General features: G+C 69.5%; 14 protein-coding genes and 1 pseudogene. 7 read left to right on the plus strand and 8 right to left on the minus strand.

Translation table 11 applies throughout. From position 1 onward, the window contains the following. Window positions 1-238 precede the first annotated feature (238 nt). From OG251_RS37375 to OG251_RS37385, 3 genes are all read left to right on the plus strand, one after another. On the plus strand, window positions 239-1,069 hold the full coding sequence (locus tag OG251_RS37375) for a class I SAM-dependent methyltransferase (RefSeq protein WP_326681716.1): 831 nt from the start codon (window positions 239-241) through the stop codon (window positions 1,067-1,069). A gap of 65 nt (window positions 1,070-1,134) precedes the next feature. Continuing rightward, a complete protein-coding gene (locus tag OG251_RS37380) occupies window positions 1,135-1,920 on the plus strand; it encodes a tRNA-dependent cyclodipeptide synthase (protein WP_326681717.1) in 786 nt (261 codons plus the stop codon). After that, entirely contained in the window at window positions 1,907-3,127 is a 1,221-nt protein-coding gene (locus tag OG251_RS37385) for a cytochrome P450 (protein ID WP_326682754.1), read from the plus strand. Before OG251_RS37380 ends, OG251_RS37385 begins: the two co-directional genes overlap by 14 nt. Before the next feature lie 418 nt (window positions 3,128-3,545). Here OG251_RS37385 and OG251_RS37390 read toward each other — a convergent pair whose 3' ends face one another. The 4 genes from OG251_RS37390 to OG251_RS37410 form a co-directional block, all read right to left on the minus strand. After that, a complete protein-coding gene (locus tag OG251_RS37390) occupies window positions 3,546-4,862 on the minus strand; it encodes a tetratricopeptide repeat protein (RefSeq protein WP_326681718.1) in 1,317 nt (438 codons plus the stop codon). 557 nt (window positions 4,863-5,419) lie between these two features. Further along, window positions 5,420-6,085 carry a nitroreductase gene (locus OG251_RS37400; RefSeq protein WP_326682755.1) on the minus strand — a complete coding sequence of 222 codons (666 nt, stop codon included), beginning with the start codon at window positions 6,083-6,085 and terminating at the stop codon, window positions 5,420-5,422. Window positions 6,086-7,071: 986 nt separating this feature from the next. Further along, on the minus strand, window positions 7,072-7,503 hold the full coding sequence (locus OG251_RS37405) for a hypothetical protein (RefSeq protein ID WP_326681719.1): 432 nt from the start codon (window positions 7,501-7,503) through the stop codon (window positions 7,072-7,074). Then, window positions 7,460-8,038, minus strand: a complete 579-nt coding sequence (locus OG251_RS37410; protein ID WP_326681720.1) for a hypothetical protein — start codon at window positions 8,036-8,038, stop codon at window positions 7,460-7,462. Before OG251_RS37410 ends, OG251_RS37405 begins: the two co-directional genes overlap by 44 nt. A 59-nt stretch (window positions 8,039-8,097) precedes the next feature. On the opposite strand from OG251_RS37410, the gene OG251_RS37415 reads away from it, so the two are divergent. The 3 genes from OG251_RS37415 (at window position 8,098) to OG251_RS37425 (ending at window position 11,335) form a co-directional block, all read left to right on the plus strand. Then, window positions 8,098-8,253 carry a hypothetical protein gene (locus tag OG251_RS37415; protein WP_326681721.1) on the plus strand — a complete coding sequence of 52 codons (156 nt, stop codon included), beginning with the start codon at window positions 8,098-8,100 and terminating at the stop codon, window positions 8,251-8,253. Window positions 8,254-8,611: 358 nt separating this feature from the next. Further along, on the plus strand, window positions 8,612-10,162 hold the full coding sequence (locus tag OG251_RS37420; protein ID WP_326682756.1) for an MFS transporter: 1,551 nt from the start codon (window positions 8,612-8,614) through the stop codon (window positions 10,160-10,162). Window positions 10,163-10,348: 186 nt separating this feature from the next. Further along, window positions 10,349-11,335 carry an Lrp/AsnC family transcriptional regulator gene (locus OG251_RS37425; protein ID WP_326681722.1) on the plus strand — a complete coding sequence of 329 codons (987 nt, stop codon included), beginning with the start codon at window positions 10,349-10,351 and terminating at the stop codon, window positions 11,333-11,335. A 162-nt stretch (window positions 11,336-11,497) separates the two neighbouring features. Here the strand turns inward: OG251_RS37425 and OG251_RS37430 are convergent, their stop codons facing one another. Further along, window positions 11,498-12,526, minus strand: a complete 1,029-nt coding sequence (locus OG251_RS37430; protein ID WP_326681723.1) for a GNAT family N-acetyltransferase — start codon at window positions 12,524-12,526, stop codon at window positions 11,498-11,500. A gap of 443 nt (window positions 12,527-12,969) precedes the next feature. Further along, a pseudogene (locus tag OG251_RS37435) lies at window positions 12,970-13,185 on the minus strand (transposase); the annotation flags it as partial. Window positions 13,186-13,285: 100 nt separating this feature from the next. On the opposite strand from OG251_RS37435, the gene OG251_RS37440 reads away from it, so the two are divergent. Continuing rightward, window positions 13,286-13,612 (plus strand): hypothetical protein, encoded by a 327-nt coding sequence (locus OG251_RS37440; RefSeq protein ID WP_326681724.1) that lies wholly within the window; start codon window positions 13,286-13,288, stop codon window positions 13,610-13,612. A 102-nt stretch (window positions 13,613-13,714) separates the two neighbouring features. Here OG251_RS37440 and OG251_RS37445 read toward each other — a convergent pair whose 3' ends face one another. Together OG251_RS37445 and OG251_RS37450 are read right to left on the minus strand one after the other, a co-directional pair. After that, complete coding sequence (locus OG251_RS37445; protein WP_326681725.1) at window positions 13,715-14,836, minus strand: FG-GAP repeat domain-containing protein; 1,122 nt, start codon at window positions 14,834-14,836, stop codon at window positions 13,715-13,717. A gap of 616 nt (window positions 14,837-15,452) precedes the next feature. Then, entirely contained in the window at window positions 15,453-16,922 is a 1,470-nt protein-coding gene (locus OG251_RS37450) for an FAD-dependent monooxygenase (RefSeq protein ID WP_326681726.1), read from the minus strand. Window positions 16,923-16,965 lie beyond the last annotated feature (43 nt).

Here is a 16,965-nt window from a genome sequence, read left to right on the forward strand (position 1 = left end):
TCTTCGTCGGTGCGCCGCCTCCGTCAGCCGAGCCCGGCCCCCGCGGGCGGCTTCGGGACCGGCGGTTCTCACCATCGCACCGGTATTCAACGCGTTCACGCCTCCGGCCGCCCGGGGGCTCTTCCCGCGTCGCGTTGCGGCGATACGACAGGAACAGCGCACGAGGAACGACGCACCCGCGTCCTTGCCGGGCCTCTTCGGGGGACGGCCGTGCACAACGACACACAGGAGCGAGGAGATGACGATGGATTCCCAGTTCGACACTGCGGTGGCGGCGTACGAGAGCAGCATGGAGGTGATGCCGTTCCGGGAGCACGTCGAGGCGTACAGCTTCCTGAACGCGGTCGGCGACATCTGCGGGCGGGATGTGCTCGACCTCGGGTGCGGCAGCGGGCTGTACGCCCGTCAGCTGCGCCGCGCCGGGGCGGCTCGTGCGGTGGGGATGGACGAGTCGGCCCCCATGGTGGAGCACGCGCAGCGGCGAGAGGAGCACGAGGGGCTGGGCGTGGAGTACGTGGCAGCGAACGCCGCCGACCCCACCGCCGGCTACCTGCCGGGCATCACCGGATCATTCGACGTGGTCACGGCCGTGTACGTGCTGCCCTACGCGTCCAGCCCGGAAGCGCTGGAGGGGTTCTGTGCGACGGCGCGACGCGCGCTGCGCGCGACGGGCGGACGGTTTGTGGCCGCAGTGCTCAACCCCGAGTTCTCCACGGATCCGGAGTGGTACCGGGGCTACGGCATGCTCCTGAGCTCGCAGCAGTCACCGGCGGAGGGCACACCGGGGCACCTGCGGGCCTGGGTCGGGCCGGAGGTGCTGGACCTGGACTTCTTCCGCTGGTCCGCGGCAGCGCACGAGCGGGCTCTCGAGGCGGCCGGATTCGACCGCGTCTCGTGGATCCGCCCGACTGTCTCCGAAGAGGGCCGCGCGAGGTACGGGGAGGCGTTCTGGGCGAACTACCTCGACTGCCCCCACGCGCTGATCATCGACGCGCAGGCCGGCCCCGGGGCTGTGTCCGACACCCCGGCCGGCCCGGCCGGGAGCACTCCAGCGACCCCGACGAAGTGAGCCCTCTTCCACGAGCAAGCTCTGCGAACGCCCTGCCCCGACCGACCGGAGACGAGGCCACTCCCATGAACCGATTCCGTACAGCTTCACCGCCCATCACCGACGCGGACGGGCCCCCCGGCACGACGGCACAAGATCCCTCAGGCCCCAGCGGGTTCCGGGTAGAGGGGCTCGATCTCCACAGCTGCCACCTGGCCGAGCGGTACGGCACCCTGGTGCTGGGCCTGTCACCGTTCAACTCCTTCTACTCCACGCAGACCGTGACCGCACTGTGCCGAAGCGCCGCCGCTTCCTTCGCCGACGTGCACGTGGTCCTTCCGGGGGCGCCCGAATCCGCGCTGCGCTACATATCCGCGGGCAAGGCCCCACGGCACGCGGTCCAGCGCTCCAAGCGCGTCATCCACAACATGCGCAACGTCGCACGTCGCACCCTCGCCGACTGCGGGATGCCCGACACGGACACCCGGGTCCATGTGATGACCCGCTTCGCCTCCCACCCGCGCTACCAGAAGAGCCGGGCCCGCATCGAGACCGCCTACCGCACGCAAGATCGGATGCGAGAGGCGGTGCACGCGATGACCCGTACGGCCCTGGCCACGTCGACCGACTCGGAGCCCACACCCGGCCAGATCGAGATCAACACCCGCTACATCTTCGCCGAGGCCCCGCTGCTGCTGGATGCGGCCGGAATGCTCGCGCGACCCAGCACCCTGTTCGTCTACCACCGCAGGGTTCCCGTCTACGACGTGGTGTCCGCCGGCCTGGTCCCCGGCCTCACCGTCGGGACGGGCCACACCCTGTCCGTAATCACCGATGAGAGGAACGACCGTGGCTCCGATGATTCCCGATGAACTGACCTGGCCCGACTCCTTCCCCACCCGAGGACACGGCCTGCCCCCCGAGATGTTCGACCTCCTGCGGCGCGAAAGGCCGGTTGCCCCGGTGACATTCCCCTCCGGCCACCGCGCCTGGCTGGTGACCCGCCGCAACGACATCACCACGATCGGATCAAGCCGCAACTTCTCCCGCGACCTCACCTGCCCCGGCGGTCAGCGCATCGCCGGGGACGACTTCAACAGCGTGCCCGGCGGCATCTTCAACCTCGACCCGCCCGAGCACACCACCGTACGGCGCGTGGTCCAGCCGTTCTTCAGCTCGGCCGCCGCGACGGCCCTCGAACCCGCCATAGCCCTGGCCGCCGCCGACCTGGCGACGACGCTGCACGACGGCCCCAACCCCGCGGACCTGCACCGCGCCTACGCACATCCGCTCGCGGCGACCCTGGCCTGTGACCTCATGCGCGTGGCACCACGCCAACGCCGCAAGATCGTGCCCCGGCTGCGCTCACAGGTCGACTACACGACACCGGCCGCCAAGATCGACACCTCCACCCGGTGGATGCTCGACTTCGCCGACGAGGTCATCGAAGCCAAGAGGGCCGACTACGAGGACGACCGCGAACCGCGCGACCCGGTCGAGGCGCTGATCCAAGCCCACCACCGCGGGGCCATCACCTCGGAGCATCTGCACGCCACGGTGATGTATCTGTTCGTCACCTCCGCGGAACCGGTCACAGGCCCGGTCACCACCGGCGTCTACACCCTGCTGCGCCACGGCGACCAGCTCGCCCGAATACTGCGCGACCCCACCCTGTGGCCCACCGCGGTGGCCGAACTGCTGCGACTGCACCACAACGGAATGACCTCCATGCCCCGCGTCGCCCTGGCGGACACCGAACTGCACGGGGTACGCATCCGGGCCGGCGACGCCGTCGTCACCCCCTGGGTCGCCGCGACCTGGGACCCGGAACACTACAAACAACCAGAGCGGTTTCGCCTCGACCGCAGCGCACGGGAGGACCCCGCCGTCACCTTCGGCACCGGCCCCCACTTCTGCCTCGGCGTCAATATCGCCCGCCTGTACCTGCAGACGGCGCTCTCGACCCTCTTCACACATCTGCCGGAGCTGGCGCTGGCGGCCAAACACGAGGACATCGCCTGGGAACCCGACACCTACCTGTTCACCCGACCGACAGAACTGCCCGTCACCTGGTCCTGAGCCGCGCCGATCAGCAGCGTCTTCCCGGAAGCGGGCAGGCCGTTGACGGGAGCTCCGGGACCGGTGCCGGCAGCCCCGGCCCGACTGGGCCGGGGCTGCCGATCATCACCAGGTACCGACAGATGCGGGAAACCATCGGAGGGACTGGCGATGCGGTCGACGCATCGCCAGTCCGGTGCGCAGTGCTCCGGTCAGCTCGCGGCGCATTTCGCCGCAGCCGGACGGACCGTGCGTGCCCGGGACGCTCGCGCCGACCGCACGAACGAGAGTCACCTCGACACCCCGGCGCCGCCCAGAAGCACCACCAGGGCCGGAAGCAGAAACCGGACAGGACGGGTGGCCGCAGGAGCAGCCCGGCGCCGCGGCGATGTGGGCGGGCGCGGAACCACCCGGCCGGACCTCGCCGACAGCCGCTACGTCACCCGCGGGCGCGCGGCCCGGCGGGATCGGCTCCCCCGGTCCGTACGCGGCGGCGGAAGGCCGCCATCGACTGGCGTAGTTCTGCCACGTTCGTGTGCGTGGGCATGGAAGAGACTGCCCGGGCGCTGGCGAAGGCCTTCTGGGCGTGTGGGAGCGCTTGGTCCCACTGCCCTGCGTGGAGCAGGGCGAGTGCGATCTGGCTGTGCGTGATGGCCAGGGCTCTGTGATGGTCGTCGGGTCTTGTTCTCAGTGAGTCGAGGAGGGCCTGCAGGTGGTCGGGGCCTGCTCCCAGGGCCTTGAGAACGAGGGCGCGCTGGTACTGGAGGGAAGCGTTGGTGTACGTGTCGAAGGGGCTCGTTGCCTGGTGGTCCTCAGGGTGTACGCGCAAGGCGGTGGAGAGGGCGCGGAGGGCGGCGGGGCGGTCGCCGGCCCGGGCGAGGGCGAGGGCGCGACCGGAGTGGAGGAAGCTCCGGACCGCAGGCGCCGCGTTCGGTCCTGCGATCTCAATGGCGTCGCCGGTGAGTTTCAGACTGAGCGCGCTCTCGCCGACGCTGTCCGCCAGGGTCGCCAGGGCGCGGAGGGTGATCGCGTAGTCGGACCGGGATCCGGCCCGACGGGCGAGTCTCAGCGCGTGCTGGTAGTAGCCCTGGGCGACCCCCGGACGACCGCTGTCGGCGGCAATGGCGGCCTGGACGTAGCTCAGCCGGGCAAGGGCGGTGAGGACTTCCGGCCTGTCGGTCTCGGTGCTGCGTGCGACGAGGAGGCGAGGTGTTTCATCGGCCAAGTAGCGTGACACGGCGCTGCCGATCGTCAGACCCCCATAGCGCTGGACGTGTTCGTAGAAGAAGCTGCTGAGGTATTCCAGGCGCTGTGCGGTGAACGAGCGGTGGCTGTCGGAATTCCGCAGCCGGAGCCCTGCTGCTGTGCTGAGCTCGGCTTCGATCTCTTGGCCGGAAAAGAGGCGCGCAGTGCCGCCTTGTCCGCCGGATTCGACATCGATGACGGCGAATTCGGCGAGTGCGAGGATCGGGTGCCTGTTCGAGGAAGGCGTTGCGCGTTGTCGGGGGGCCAGCCCCGTCCATTCGGAAGTCACCAGCCGGCCCAGGCGACGGCTGAGGACCTCGGCCACCAGAGCGGGCACGGGAGGACGCGGGCGCGACCCGGACAGCCAGTGCGCGACCGCCGTCCGGTCGTAGGTCAGGTGCAGGCCGTGGAGAGTGCCGAGCCGGTTCACTTCCCGGGCCAACTCCCCGTTGGTCCACCGCGCCTCCTGCTGAAGAGCCGCCAGGCGGGTGTTACGCGTTCCCTTAGGCACGGCTGCCCCCGTTCCACAGCACCAGCGTGGTCCTGACAGATGCCAGAAAATGCCGCCACGATGCTGGGACCGTCCACACTAGGACCGACGGCGATACACGTCCCAGCGAATTCCGGACAGCCCCACAAAGGTCACGGGGCTCTGTTCAATGGCTTTCCCCATGCCTTTCCGGCCTGTCTCCGATCACGGTATGTCCGGCAACCCGACAGGCTATCGCCAAGCCGGCCATGCTCCCCGCGCGTGGAATCTGATCCGGTGCCAGCAGAAATCATCGGCACGCAGTGCTGGACGCCGTCCACCTGGAACCTGGCGCCGACGTCGCCGACGTGACCACGCTTCAGATTCGCGAGGTCGTCGAGCGGCTGGTCGCCGTCGGCCAGTGGCGGCCAGGTGACCCGAAGGTTCTGCACCGCTGGGCCTCGGTGCGTCCACGTACAAGATCGTGGCCATGATGGCGCGCAGGTCGTGCTCGGGCTGTCGGCCGAGCGTCATGGGCCTGCCGCGACGCTCGAAACGCCAAGCAATCAGGACCGGGTCGATCGGCTCCCGGCGGGACGTCACACTCCGATGAAGCTCACGGTTTCCGTCATGTCCGCCCGACCGGTACTCAGCTGTGGCACGCCTTCCTTCTCGAATCCCACCGCGACGCCGCAGAACAGTACGAGCCCGTCGTCTGCTCCGACGATCCGGCTGACCGTCTTGCGGTACATCGTCCACATCACCTGGGGACAGCTGTGCAGCCCTTCCGCCCTCAGCAACAGCATGACCGTCTGCAGGTGCATTCCCGCGTCCCCCCACTGCCCTGGCCCCATCGTCCGGTCGAGGTAGCAGAACAGCACGACCGGGACCTCGAACGCCTGCGAGTTCAAGGCGGCCATCTTCATGGGCCTTTCGGGGTCGTCGCGCTCGATTCCCAGTGCCTTGTACCGCTGGGCTGCCGCGGCGGAGAAGCGGTCCACGTACGGAGAGGTCAGTTCGGCCGGGTACATCGGATACTCCCGCCCATCTCCCGGGTCTCCTGTCAGCGCCCTGGCGGTCGCGCGCCTCTTCAGTTCGGCCAGGGGCTCGCCGGCCACGGCATATACATGCCACGGCTGAAGGTTCCCACTCGACGGAGCCCGATTCGCCGCCGTCAGGACGCGTTCGAGAAGCTCTCTGGGCACCGGCTCATCGCTGAACGCCCGCACAGCCCGGCGACTGGCCACGGCTTCATACACGTCCATGTCTGCGCGTCCTTTCACGTAAGGACAGCTTCCCTGAATGGCGTCGTCGGCGGCGGCAGGAATCACGAACCGCTCGTGCACAAGGTCCAGTTCACCGGCCCACGCGGTTCGTGGCGTTCTGGCTCCGCGAAGGGCCGTCTCTCCGCCGTACGGCGCCAGGGACTTCGAGGAGAACCGCGAGAACCGCTTCCGCTCGCGGTCTTTGACGGTCACCTGGCCCCCGCCTGTGCGGCTCTCCACGCCTCACGCCTCGCCAGCCAATGGCAACACGGATCAGGGCAGTGCTTGGGGGCGTATCGAGGCGATGACCGCGGAGGCCGATGCGCCACGGTATGCCTCCCGTTGGGGGCTTCACCCACTGTCCGTGGTCAGGTCCGCGCGCACCAGCGCTCGAAGTCGACGTTTTCGGTCTCAGGGCGTCGTGTACCGGTCGATCTGCGCGGGCGCGAGGATCTACGATCTCGGCGGCGTCCTGAAGCTCCTGGAGGCAGCGTGCGAACTCCTCGGCCACATGCCGGTAGGCGCCCTGGGCGGCTGGTGCCGCCGCCGCTCCGGTCGGCGTAGAAGCCGGTCCTGGTCACGCCCAACCGCTCGGAGAGGGGTCTTCATGTCAGCCTGGCGCCGGGCGAAAGATCCTTACGCAGGATGCGCTCCACGGCGGCACCCTCGCCTACGCGGCCTCGCTGCAGCAGCCCGTGCTCGCCCTCCACACCAGCCTCACCGAGGAGGAGGCCCTGCGCTGCCGGGACTACTGGACCCCGGTGGGGCGACCGAGCCCCGCCGGAGACCGTCGCCTCCCCCTACCGGGCCCTGGCCCGCTCGTCAACCATCTGGAGGCACTGCACCGGCAGCACCCGGATCTGGCACTGCCCGTGATCCTCCCGAAAATCGTCACCCACCAGCGACGTCACCAGTTCCCGTTGCGATGCCGCCGTCCGCCGACGGCAACGGAGGGGGGCGGGCGGGCTCATCCCGAGCGGGCGGGGCTATTTCCGGCCCCGCCGGATCCAGTGCGCGCGGCGCTGGTACCTGGCCACCGGAGGCGGCGGGTCCGCGGCGGGCACGGGGGGCGTGGCACGGGCGTCCTGACCGTCCGCTCCACCCGGCGGCACACGGGGAGCATCCGCCGGCGGGCGGAGCCCTTCCGGGGAGTAGTCGGTTCGCGCGATGCTGTCCACCAACTGCGACTCGGTGAAGTTCTCAGAGCCTGGCACATGCGGAACGAAACCGATCAGGACCCCGTCACCGACGATCTCCGCGTCGAGCCCGGCGGCTCCGTCAACGTCCCAGAGCGCCTCGATGCCCTCGTCGAGGACCACACGGATACCGAATTCATAGACACCCGCCTGGACAAGGTGGGCCATCACCTTGCGTTCACGGAGCGCCGACACGATGCGCTCGGCACGTTCCGAATCCATCGCAACCGCACCTCCTCGTCTCCGCGTGCCCCTGAACCGGGCGCGTCGCCACACGGCGGGAGCGATCGTGCAGCCTGATGTCCGCGATCACCCTCCACTCCACCGTAACCCCGCCGGTCACCCGCGACTCGGCGGCGTCCGACCGGCCCAGTGGCCCGGCGACAGGGCTCAGCGGCTCGTGGTGACCCTCGTGGTGACCTCTGCACGAGAGGTAATAGGCGATCACCGGCCTCAACCACCACCCCACCGCGGACGCCCGGCCCGCAGCGGCGGCCCGTGCCGCCGACAACGGCCAAGCGGAAACGCGGAGGTCGTGGTCGTAGTTGATGACCCATGGGGTCTCGATGGTGCGGGTCTCCAGGATTCCGTGGTTGTAGTCGCCGTAGACAAAATGCGTGAAGGTGCCCTCCTGGATATGAATCTCGCAGTCACCACCCTCCAGGGTCTCCGCCCGGGTGGTACCGCCGACGCAGAGCCCCGGCAGAGACTCGTGGAGCGCGATCGGACCGGACACCGTCAGATCGCCGGTGATCATCACCGGGTCCACATCGTCCGGACTTCCGGTCCCGGCGACGGGCTTCGAGGAAGCCCTCCATGCCCACCTCGCAGGTCACCGACGCGATCGAGATGGCCGCGGCCGCCTGCGGCGGCCGGGTCCGGGACGTCTTTCCCACGGACAGGGGCGCGCCATCTGGATCGGCCGACTTCGGCGAGGTCTGCGCTCACACGATGACAACGCCCTCGCCGTGAAACCCGGTGTCCACCGCCGGGGATCCCCTTCAGCAAGGGCCTGAACCTCGGGCCCACACAACTGATCCGGTTCCGCACCTGCATGCCGTCCTACGGCGGGACAGGGCGTCGTGTCCGCTGCGGAGGGTGCAGAGCGTCCGATCCCAGCGGGAGGAGCCGTCGTGGAGGAAATCCTCAGCATCTGAGGGGTTGATGGCGCTTTTCCAAGTCCTCGGCCCCTGTGGCTGGTCCTGATCCGAGGTGCGGTGGAAGGTGTCGCAGTCGGAGCCGGGCGGCATTGCCCGGCGCAGTGAGGGAGAGTTTCTTGAACGTCACGACAACAAACGCGCCGGTGGACCGGCGGGTGGTGACACTCGTGATGGCCTGCGTGGGTGTGTTCGTCGCCTATCTGCCGGTGACCACGGTCTCGGTGAGTCTGCCGGCCATCCAGCGGGCGCTGAACGCGTCGACGTCCGAGCTGTCGTGGGTGTCCTCGGCGTTCGTGCTGCCGGTGGCCGCGCTGATCCTGACCTCCGGAGTCTTCGGCGATGTCCACGGCCGCAAGAAGGTGTTCCAGGCGGGCCTGGCCTTCTGTGCGCTGGGAGCGACCGTTTCGCTGTCCGCACAGTCGGTTCAGAGCGTATGGGCGGGGCAGGCCCTGTCGGGCGTTGGTTCGGCCGCACTGCAGCCGATGACGCTGGCGCTGATCAGTCACGCGGTCCCGGACCCGAGGGAACGCGGGAAGTTCATCGGCCTGTGGGCGACGTCCCTGATGGCGGCACTCGCGGTCGGCCCGCTGATCGCCGGGTTGATCGTGGACCATTTCGCCTGGCGGTGGATCTTCCTGCCGACCGTCCCGGTGGCCCTCCTGGTGATGGCCCTGTCGGTCCCGCTGCTGAGGGACTCCCGCGCTCCCGGCTCTCGCCGCCTGGACTGGCCCGGCCAGATCACCGCCGCACTCGCCGTCACCGCGCTCGTGTACGGCGTCATCGAAGGTGGAGCCGGTTCCTTCGCAGACGCCCGGGTGATGGTGGCTCTGTCGGTGGCGGCAGTCGCCTTGGTGGCGTTCGTCCTGGTGGAGAAACGCAGTGAGAGCCCGATGCTCGACCTCTCGTTGTTCCGCAGCCCGGCATTCACCGCGACGACCGTGGTCATCATGATCACTTTTCTCGGGCTGATCGGCTTCTTCTTCGTACTGAGCCTGTACTTCGGCACGGTGCAGCACCTCAGCACCCTTGAAGCGGGCCTGCGACTGCTGATGGTCACGCTGGTTCCCGTTGCGCTGGGCGGGGTGTTCGGGCGACTGTCCCGGAAGGTTTCGGCCCGTGTCCTGATTACCGGCGGACTGCTGGTCACCGCGGCCGCGCTGCTGAGTCTCACCACGATCGACGCGGTCACCTCGTTCGGTTCGCTGGCCTGGCGCCTGGCCCTGCTCGGCCTGGGGCTCGGCACGACATTCACCGCGGTCACGGCCACCGCGGTCGCTTCGGTGCCGCATCACCTGGCCGGTATGGCGGCGGCCGGTAACAATGCCTTCCGGCAGGTCGGCGGCGCGCTGGGCCCGGCTGTTCTGGGCACGCTCCTGACCACCAAGGCCGTCGACGCGCTGCCTGGCCACCTCGCCGGCGTCGACGGTACGGCAGGCGCGCGCATCATCTCCGCCGTGGAGACGGGCGGCTTCGGCGCGGTGGCCCGGATGGACCTGGGACCGATGAGAGGCAAGACGCTCGGGGCCCTGTCCGAAGCCTTCGTCGACGGCCTCCATCTCTGCCTGATCGTCTCGGCGGCACTCATGCTGCTCGCAGCCGTGATCAGCGCGCTCCTGCTGCGCCGCACACGGCAGACCTCGGTTACCGTGGCCGTGGGCACCGCGTCCAACGCGACGCCCACGGCTGCTGCGGCGGCCGCTCAGGAGCGCATCAGCCAGTGACGGTCCGCCGGGTCGGATTGGGCCGCGGGATGCGGGCGGTTCGGCGCGGCTGCCGCCCTGGGAACGGGTGGCACCCCCGCGAGGCCCGGGACACCGCACTGACGGCGTTCCGGGCCTCAGCGGTCAAGGCCGTGGACGATGAGTCCGGCCATAACCCCCTACCCCCTTGTGGCAGGAGACATCCTGGTGAACACCCGCACACCCGACGCACTCGACCTGAAGCTGCTCCAGGCCCTGCAGCTCGACGGGCGGGCGCCGTTCAGCCGTATCGCGCAGGTGCTGGGTGTCTCCGAGCAGACCATCGCCCGACGGTTTCGCCGCCTGCACAGCACGGCAGGGCTGCGCGTCCTCGGAATCACCGACGAGAGCAGGCTCGGCCGCAGCAGCTGGATCGTCCGGCTGTGCTGCACACCGAACGTGGCCGACCCGCTTGCCGAGGCGCTCGCCAAGAGACCCGACACCGCACACGTCGCTCTGATCTCCGGTGGCACCGAGGTGATGTGTGCGATGAAGCCGCGCAGTCGGCAGGAGCGCGACGAGCTGCTCTTCGACCGCATGCAACGCACCCCCCGCGTCACGTCGGTCAGCGCCCACTGCGTGCTGCACTCCTTCTACGGCGGCGCCCTCGGCTGGCTCACGAAGATCAGCGCTCTCACTCCGGAGGAGGAGACCGCCCTCCGGCCGACAGCGGGCGAACCGACCGCCGGTCCCGTATCGCTCGATCCGGCCGATGAGCGGCTGCTCGCCCTGCTCCGGCGCGACGGGCGAGCCACGCTCACCGAACTCCAGACCGCGACGGGTCTGTCGGAATCCGTGGTCAAGAGGCGCCTGGGGCACCTGAGGGCAACAGGCGTGCTCTACTTCGACGTCCAGCACGACCACGAACCCCTGGGCCAGGAAGCCAACGCAATGCTCTGGCTCACCGTGGCCCCGGCCAGGCTCGCCGAGGTCGGCCAGGCGCTCGCAGCACACCCGGAAGTCCGCTTCGCCGCCGCGACCACCGGCCCGGCCAGCATCGTCGTCTCCACCCTCCACCCGGGCGTCAACGATCTGTACACCTATCTGAGCGCCAAAGTCGGGGCCCTCGACGGCGTGCAGTCCGTGGAAACAGCCCTCATCCTCCGCCAGGTGAAACACCTCACCTACGAACAGCCCCGCACACGCCTCGCCTAAGGGCTGTCCCGTCATCCCTTGTGGGATCAGCGCACGGCGTCGGATGCGGTGTATCGCAAGGCGGAGGAATGTTCGCATACTGGATGTATTCGGGCGTTCCGACAACGCCGCGAGGTGCCGTAGCTAAGGTTGGAGTCATCCGGATCCGGCTCCGCGACACCGCTACATGATCGGGTCCAATGCGCGCTCGAGCTGGTACATGGTCTCCACAGGGCGGAAGCCGAGACGCTTGTTCACCGCGTGCATCGCGTCGTTGACCTCGGCCGTCCACGTGTGCACACGGCGGGCATGCGGGTAATGCTCACTGAGCAGGCGCAGGTTGGAGAGTTTCGCGAGTGTGCCGAGACCGCGTCCGCGCTGGGAGCGCAGTACGAAGGTGTTGTCCTGCAGCACTTCCCGGCTCTCACCGCCCATCACGAACATCATTGTGTACCCGACGGGCCCGTCGCCCTGATCGCTGATCAGGGTGGTGACAAGGCCGTACCCCTGCTCGATCAGCCGCTCCTGGCTGCGCAGGACACGCTCCGCGTCGTGGACGACCGGCTCGCGGCTGAGTCCGCCTGTCGGCACGTCGGCGTCCATCAGGGTGTGCAGGTGCGCGAAGTGTTCGAGTACGTCGTGCGGCGGTACGCCGGTCCACCCGACGACTCGGTACTCCGCGGCGCGCTTCGCGGTGGTCTCTTCGAGTGCCCTCAGCTTCTCCTCGGATACAGGCACGTCGAGCATCAGCCGAAGTTCGGTGTGTTTGGGCGAGAAGCCACAGGCGAGGGCGAAGCGGCCGCCCGGGCTGGCGGTGAGAGTGTGCGCGCCGACGCCAGCCGCGTCGACCTCGGCGGTCAGTACGGTCCTGCCCTCCTGGCGGGCTACGTTGCGAAGATGGTCGAACATCGCGCGCCCGACGCCGCGGTGACGGGAGCGTGGCGGGATGCCTATCCCGATTTCGGCGAGGCGCTTGTTGTCGCGGCGCGGCAACTCAAGCAGCGCGGTGCCGACACACTCCGTGCCGCGCCAGGCGCCATACGCGCGGCGATCATAGTTCAGATTGCCGTCGTTGCTCCGCAGCGAGGTCAGCACGGCCTCGCGCGCAACCACGACGGGTGCCACGCGGTCGGCGGACGCGGCCTCCCGCAACGCGCAGTACCAAGCGTCGGTCTCGTCGGGACGCTGCAGATCAAGACCACGAATCTCCATCCGTGCAGAGTCATTCACGACCAGCAAGGCCGCAACGGGTTTTCCCGGTGAGGAGTGCGCGGTGCGTATGAAAACCCATGGCGTCCAGGGACGCTTGCGCCGCCCGTACCGACCTCGCCCACCGGCGCTCGCGCACGCCCCCCGTCATCGCCGGTCATCGCCGGTCATCGCCGGTCAAGCAGTACCAGCCGGACTTCTCCTGGGACCGTGTCACAGCGTGGTCGTGCAGCCGTCGATGCGTACAAGGTCGGCGACGGTGGCTCCCAGGGGTGCGCCGGCGAGGTGGTAGGCGATCTCGTCGGGCTCGGCGATGCTGCGGCGGGCCGCCATTCAGCGTTGCCGTGTGGGTTCGTCGCCGTCGAACTCCCACTCGGTCGGCGGGCGGGCTGCCGCCCAGTCGTAGAAGCGCTCGCCCTTCGCGCCGCTGCCTACGGACAGCCACTGCCAGGCCTCCGGTGGTGCTCGCGGTCGCCGGTCCAGGACTTGGGCAGGTGGAACTCTCCGTCGACCAAGGTGTGGCCGCGGGTGGTGGCGTAGGCGGCGAAGACCCCGATCTGACCATTCTCGGTGCGGCCTGCGGTGCCGGAGTACTGGCGCTGCACACCGGCGGAGGTAGTGCCCTTCTTCACGAAGCCTGTGTCGTCGATGATCAGTACGCCGTTGTGTCCGCGCCAAGGTGCTCGGCGATCGTGATCTTGCCGGCTGTGCCGGGGCACCCCGTCGTCGCGCTCAGCCAGTCGCCCCGGCTACCCTCCGGCCATGGAGCAGGACCACCCCCTCATTCGCGACGCCTTCCCCGATCTCATCGCCGAGCTGATTGCCCTCCTGGAGGACGAAGGCGAACGCGAGCTGGCCATCTGCGCGTGGGATCTGCGTCTGGTTGACGAGTGCGGCTGCGGCGATGGCTTTTGCCAGAGCATCCGGACGGCAGATCATCCGCAGGGGCAGCCGTACGGCCCGGGCCATCGGTGCGTGCCTCTCCTGCCCTCGAAAGGCATGCTGATCCTGGACGTCGTGGACGGCCGGATCATGTACATCGAGATACTCGATCGGCCACCCATGCACCGTCGGGGTCCACAGCCGTGACATTCGCCCGAGCGCAAGACGAAGTGCGGGTCCGGGCTTGCCGACTCGTGTGCTCGGGAATACTGATGGGGCCGGGGGCCTGGTTCGACAGCAGGCATGTACCTACGAACCTTGATCCGTGCTGGGGGCGACAGGGAAGGATGCCTCGTCACGGCCCGTGCCGTCGGTGATCCACCACCTGTCCCCGCCGAGAAGGGCCAGTTCCGCGCGGCCGTCGCCGTCCCAGTCGTGGACGGCGAAGAGCGTGCCGCCGTCGGGGCCGTCGTCACCCGGCACGGATCGCTCGGTGGAGTGCCAGGGTTTCGATCCGAGCCCGTGCTCGGAGCCGCCCCGCAGCACCTCGATCCGCGCGTCCCCCGCCTCCTTCTTCTTGGTGAGCTGTACGGCCAGGTCGTCGCAGCCATCGCCGTTGAAGTCCCCGGCAGCGAGCCTGGCGCCGAAGCCCTCCTTGAAGTCACCGCCGTCCATGGTGACCCACTTCCCCGGCTCCTTCCCGTAGCGGACGTTGACCTGGCCGCGCCGGTGGGGGGTGTCGACCTCGTCGTAGCTGTCGACGTAGCTCCGGCCGATGGCGATGTCCTGGCGCCCGTCGCCGTCGAAGTCGCCGAAGACGATGTTCTCGCCTTCCGGCAGCCGCTCGGGTTCCTTGCTCAGACCGCCGGCGGTACGGGCGCCGCCGGTGAACAGCAGGGGCGGATCCCATGGAGAGCCGTAGAGCGCGAGATCGGTGGCGCGGTCGTCGTTCGCGTCCCCGGCGACCAGTACGGGTGACGCGCCCTCGTCGACCGGGCTGGGGATCTCCGCAGTGCTGACCGGGGCGCCGGAGCGCTTGAACGGTCCCTTGAGGACGATCAGTTCCCGAGCCTCGTTCTCGTCCCTGAACACCGCGAGGTCGGTGTGGCCGTCCCCGTCGAAGTCGCCGGCGACCGGCGCGGTGTGGTATCCGCTGCCCGGCAGCGGCACACGCCCGTGCGCTCCGCCGGCCCGAGGGCCCTTGGGGCCTCCCCACAGGACCTGGGCGGCACCGCTCACGACGAGGTCGGCGTGGCCGTCCTCATCCAGGTCGGCGACCGTGGGCTGCAACGGGTCGTCGCCCGTCTGGACGTCGTGCGGCACACCGAGGTCATCGTGGGCGAAGGCGGTCGTGCGGTCGGGGTCAGGACCGTGCTCGGAGCCGGGCACGACGAACAGGTCGAAGTTCTCCGTCTCGGAGATCTCGTGCACCAGATCGGCGAAGCCGTCCCGTCGAGGTCGGGGGTCGCGGGCGCGGCCTCGCGCGCGGAATCGACCGCCCGGCAGGGACTGTTGGGCACCGCACGCGCGCCGCCGGACGGACGAAGGACGAGAAACGCCACCGCCACCACCGCCACTACAAGGGAGGCCGCCACGGCGTGCCACATGCGCACATGGCGGAAGGAGGGACCGCCTGCTGTCGGAAAGTGCATCAGCCCACTTCACGGCCGTGAACGCGGCCCGCACAAGGAAGCGGATCATTTCGTTACGGGGGTGATGCACGACGGTCCTGCCCTCCCTTCCGGCCCACGGGGACGCACGGCGGTGAGCCAGGGCTTCTTCCGGCCGGATCTCGGCATCGTCCGGGTAGCCCCGCGGGCTTCGATCTGTGAGGAGCGAAGCGGATCGCGGCGCTCGTCGCCTTCGCCGGGGACGACGCGATCGTCAACACCCCGGGCCGGGCCCGGAAGGCCGATGATACGGATCTTCATCTGGGCGGCCCAACGCTCAAGACAGTGCCCTGCATGGCACGTTGGCCCCTTCGTATCGGACTCTCCGCGGCCAACACCGGCCGGTCGGGTCGATGCGCTGGGCGGTACGGGGCGGCTCACTTCCGGTGCGTGGTGACGAGGGCCGTGGTGAGGCTGTCGGTGAGGGCGGTGTCGTCGTGCTCCGCGCTCGCCCAGGCGATATGGCCGTCGGGGCGGACGAGGACGGCGCGGACGTCGGTGAACTCGGCCGGTGGCTGGTCCGGGGTGGCGGTGTGGACGCGCAGTCCTCGACGCGCGTACCCGGCGAGGCGGCCGCTGCCGGTGAGGTCCAGCAGGAGGTGGCGGTCGACGCGCAGCAGTGCGAACAGGCCGGTGTCGCCGAGGGCGAGGTCGGGGGCGCGGGTGCCGGTCAGCGGGTGGTCGCCGGGGGCGGTGGGCGGGTAGGTGACGGCGAGGGAGCTGACCTGGGCGGCCAGGCGGTCGTTGAGGTCGGGCAGGGTGGTGATCAGCCGGGCGAGCAGACCGCGCAGGTCGAGGCCCTCGGGGGTGAAGGCGGTCATCAGGGCGACCTGGGCGCGGCTGGTGGCGGTGAGATCGGCGCCGACAGGGTGGCGTTCGGCGTGGTAGGTGTCCAGCAGGCTGTCGGGAGCCCATCCGTTGAGGGTGGCGGCGAGCTTCCAGGCGAGGTTGGCGGCGTCCTGGATACCCACGTTCATACCGACGCCCCCGGCGGGGAAGTGCTGGTGGGCGGCGTCCCCGGCGAGGAAGACGCGGCCCTTGCGGTACTGGTCGGCGAGGCGGGTGGCGTTGCCGTAGCGGGCGAGCCAGGCCGGGTCGCGCAGGCCGAAGTCGGTGCCGGCCATGGCGACCACGTTTTCGCGCAGTTCGTCCAGGGTGAGGTCGCCGGGCCAGGTGGTGATGAGGTCGCGGGGGGTGATGCCGACCAGGCGGTGGACGCCGCCGGGCATGGGGACGGCCATGAGGGCGCCGGCCGGGCCGAAGTAGCCGTAGCCGGGGGCGGGCGGGTTGTCCAGGACCACGTCGCCGAGCCAGCCGAGCACGGTGGAGGGGGTGCCGGGGTAGTCGATGCCGGCCGCGGTGCGCACGGTGCTTCGGGCGCCGTCGCAGCCGACCAGGTAGGCCGCGTGGAGGGTGGAGGGCCCGTGCGGTCCGGTGGTGTGCACGGCGATGTGGTCGGGGTGCTCGGTGAAGCCGGTGACCTCGTGTCCGCGCAGGATGTGCGCGCCCAGGTCAAGGGCCTGGCCCTCCAGCAGTGCCTCGGTGCGCTCCTGGGGCAGGGCGAGGGTGTGCGGGAAAGGACTGGGCAGGCGGCGGAAGTCGAGGCGGGAGTCGAGGGCGCCGAAGTGGCCTCCGGGCAGCGGTACACCCTCGCTCACGAAGGGCTGGTGCGCGCCACGGGAGGCGAAGGTCTCGATGGTGCGGGGGTGCACGGTCAGGGCGCGGGAGCGGGAGTCGCGTTCGGAGCGGGGCTCGATCACAGCGACGGTGATGCCCGCGCGGCGCAGTTCACCGGCGAGCCACAGGCCCACGGGTCCGGCACCTGCGACGACAAGCTGATAGTTCATGAATTTCCTCTTCCTCGACACAGACTCTTGGTCGGTGACCAAT

Source organism: Streptomyces sp. NBC_01237 (genome assembly GCF_035917275.1).
Lineage (GTDB): Bacteria > Actinomycetota > Actinomycetes > Streptomycetales > Streptomycetaceae > Streptomyces.